Below are 3,645 nucleotides of genomic sequence, written 5' to 3'. Positions count from 1 at the left end.
CAGGCACTGGTGCAGCGGGCGGCCCGCAACGAAGAACACGAGGCACGCAAGGGCAGTTCGCCCCGGCTGGCCGCAACAATTTGACCATTTTCATACCGTGGAGAAACGGCATGTTGAACAACCTGAAAATCGGCACGCGGCTGGCCATTGGCTATGCCCTGATCCTTGCTCTGCTCGCTGCCATGGCACTGACCAGCTATGCCCGCATCTCCGAGCTGTCGCATGAAATCAACCTGACGGTACAGGACCGCTTCCCCAAGGTGGTTCAGGCCAACGAGGTCATCGGCGCGATCAACGTCATCGCCCGCCAGCTGCGCAACGCCTATATCTTCACCGGCCCCGAACAAGACAAGTCGCTAGCGACTGTGGCCGAACAGCGCAAGGTGATTACCGAGCGCCTGACCACGCTGGAAAAAGCCATCACCAGCGAACAGGGTGTCGTCTTGCTGGACAAGATCAAGCTCGCCCGCAACAACTATGTCGAACATCAGGAACAGCTGATCGAGCTGATCAAGGCCGACAACAGGGAGGCCGCGGCCGCGCTGCTGCAAGGAAACCTGCGCAGCACCCAAACCGCCTATATCGGCGCGGTGAACGAGCTGATCGACTACCAGATAAAGCTGATGAATGAGTCCGGCGAGGCAGCAGCAGAACTGTCACAGCAGACGCAGCTGCTGCTGATCGCGCTAGGCGGCATCGCGGTCACCCTGACCCTGCTGATCGGTTTCTTGATCACACGCAGCATCACCCGTCCGCTGGGCGAGGCCGTCGGCGCCGCGAAGAAGATGGCCGCCGGTGACTTCGGCTTCACACTGGAGAACCAGCACCGCGACGAAGTGGGTGAAATGGTGCGCGCGGTCGGTGCCGTCCAGACCTCGGTGCAGGCCATGGCGGCGGACACCCGCCTGCTGAGCCTGGCCGCCGTCGAAGGCCGACTGGACACCCGCGCCGAGGCCGGCAAGCATCAGGGCGAATTCAAGTCCATCGTCAGCGGCGTCAACGACACCCTGGATGCGGTGATCGGCCCGCTGCAAGTTGCCGCCGACTACGTCGCGCGCATCGCCCGTGGCGACATCCCAGCCAAGATCAGCGACAGTTACAATGGCGACTTCAACCTGCTGAAAAACAACCTGAATACCTGTATTGAGGCAGTCAACCGCCTGATTGCCGATGCCCGACAGCTGTCCGAGTCGGCGGTCGCAGGCAAGCTCGACACCCGTGCCGATGCCAGCATGCACCAGGGCGACTTCCGCAGCATTGTCACTGGCGTCAACGACACCCTCGACGCCGTGGTGTCGCCGATTCGCGACGTACAGCGAGTGATGGCCGCAATGGAACAGGGCGACATGACGCAGTCCATCACCACGCAGTACCAGGGCGACTTTGCCGCGCTGGCAGCTGCCATCAACAACACGATCGCCAAGCTGTCCGACACCATCGCCCAGATCACCACGGCGGCCGATGCGCTGTCCAATGCAGCAGGCCAGGTTTCCGCCACCGCCCAGTCGCTGTCGCAGTCGTCCTCCGAGCAGGCCGCATCGGTCGAAGAGACCACCGCCAGCCTGGAGCAGATGACCGCCTCGGTCGCACAGAACACCGAGAACGCCCGCGTCACCGACAATATGGCGTCCAAGGCGGCACGTGAAGCAGGCGAAGGCGGCAGCGCGGTCGGCAAGACGGTCGAGGCGATGAGCTCGATCGCCGACAAGATCGGCATTATCGATGACATCGCCTACCAGACCAACCTGCTGGCACTGAACGCCGCCATCGAAGCGGCGCGCGCCGGCGAGCATGGCAAGGGCTTCGCCGTGGTCGCCGCCGAAGTGCGCAAACTGGCCGAGCGCAGCCAGGTGGCGGCACAGGAGATCGGCGAACTGGCCGGTTCCAGCGTGAAGATGGCCGAGCGCGCCGGCCGCCTGCTCGAAGAGATGGTGCCCTCGATCCAGAAGACCTCCGATCTGGTGCAGGAAATTTCCGCCGCCTCCGAGGAGCAGTCCACCGGCGTGTTGCAGATCAACAATGCAATGGGCCAACTGAACAAGGCAACCCAGCAGAACGCCTCCGCCTCGGAAGAGCTGGCCGCGACCGCAGAAGAACTGGGTGGCCAGGCCGGACAACTGCAGCAGCTGATGGACTTCTTCTCGGTCGGAGCCAGCCAGCAGCGCGGCACAGCCCGGGTCGCCCTCGCCGCCGTGCGCGCGCCGGCCCCGGTGGCAAGCAGCCGCACGCTCGCGGCCAGAAGCAACGTGACGGCTGTCTTCGATGAAGCCGACTTCGAAAAATTCTGAAGGGGAGCGCGATGGAATCCGCAGCCCAGACGCCACAGCGACCCGCCAGCAAGCTGACGCCGCATGCGAGCACGCCCCAGCAGTACCTGACCTTCACCCTGCGCGGCGAAGTGTTCGCCGTCGCCATCCTCAATGTGAAGGAAATCATTGAGTACGGCACGGTCACCGAAATCCCGATGATGCCCGGCTTTATCCGCGGGGTGATCAACCTGCGCGGCAGCGTGGTGCCGGTGATCGACCTCTCCTGCCGCTTCGGCGACCATGCGACCGAGGTTTCGCGGCGCACCTGCATCGTCATCATCGAACTGCAGGAGGGGGACCAGCGCCAGGATATCGGCGTGATGGTCGATGCGGTGCTGGAAGTGCTGGAGATCGCGCCGGCCGAGATCGAGCCGGCCCCGTCCTTCGGCGCCCGCATCCGCACCGATTTTATCCAGGGCATGGGCAAGGTGAACGGCAAGTTCGTGATCATCCTTGAGGTGTTACGCGTACTGTCAGTCGAGGAAATCTCGATGCTGGCACAGGTTGCCGACGTGCTGCCGGCTGATGCCTGACCCCGCCATGAGCGACTACGCGGCCCTGCCGCCGCGCGAGATTGAGCGCCTTGCACTCAATATCCGCCCCGGCGAGTGGGCAGTAGAGCGGCAGCGCCCGATTGCCACCCTGCTGGGTTCCTGCGTCGCGGTCTGTCTGATCGATACCGGCCTGCCGCTGGCCGGCATGAATCATTTCATGCTGCCGCAGATGCGCAACAGCCGCCATGCCGACGAGGACATGCTGCTGGCCGGCGATGCCTGCATGGAAGCTCTGCTCAATGCCATGCTCAAGCTGGGTGCGGCCCGCCACCGCATCCATGCCAAGGCTTTCGGCGGCGGCAATGTAATCGACAGCACCCCGCCTGGCGTGCTCTCCATTGGCAAGCGCAACGCCGACTTCACCCAGACCTGGCTCGCGCGCGAGCGCATCCCACTACTGGCCTCCGATTTTCTAGGCCCCTGGTCGCGCAAGGTGCTGCTGGTCCCCGCGACCGGAGATGCCTGGTGCCGGCGCGCGGGGGTCGGTGCCGTTCAGGCCCAGGCACTCAAACGCGAAGAACAGGCCTACGCCGAGTCGCTGCGCCAGGTGCAAAACGGCCCCCAAACACCCCGCGTCGAGTTGTTCTAATGCCTGAAATCGCGCTCTCCGAACAGGAGTTCACCCTGCTGCGCCAACTGATCTACCGTGTTGCCGGCGTCCATCTGGCCGACAGCAAGCGGCCGCTGGTGATGGGCCGCCTGCAAAAGCGGCTACATGAACTGCAACTGGAAAACTACCTGCAGTACTACCAGCGAGTCACCGACGAGCGCCATCCGCAGGA

The 3,645-nt window shown here is 63.9% G+C and carries 3 protein-coding genes and 1 pseudogene; all 4 read left to right on the top strand.

Annotated features, from left to right (window positions below; genetic code table 11):
• The first annotated feature begins 110 nt into the window (after window positions 1–110).
• Window positions 111–2,288 (top strand): methyl-accepting chemotaxis protein, encoded by a 2,178-nt coding sequence (locus EGI20_RS16510; protein ID WP_498632779.1) that lies wholly within the window; start codon window positions 111–113, stop codon window positions 2,286–2,288.
• Between the two features lie 11 nt (window positions 2,289–2,299).
• Window positions 2,300–2,842: a chemotaxis protein CheW gene (locus EGI20_RS16505; RefSeq protein WP_498629182.1), complete on the top strand. Its 543-nt coding sequence runs from the start codon at window positions 2,300–2,302 to the stop codon at window positions 2,840–2,842.
• Between the two features lie 7 nt (window positions 2,843–2,849).
• The gene (locus EGI20_RS16500; protein WP_498629184.1) at window positions 2,850–3,452 is read left to right on the top strand and encodes a chemotaxis protein CheD; all 603 of its coding nucleotides are present in this window, start codon (window positions 2,850–2,852) and stop codon (window positions 3,450–3,452) included.
• Window positions 3,452–3,645, top strand: a pseudogene (locus EGI20_RS16495) (CheR family methyltransferase); the annotation flags it as partial. The gene EGI20_RS16500 and the pseudogene EGI20_RS16495, both read left to right, overlap by 1 nt.

The organism is Aquitalea sp. S1-19 (assembly GCF_024343515.1).
The sequence above is the reverse complement of the archived record's forward strand: the minus strand, read 5'-3'. Positions and strand labels throughout refer to the sequence as shown.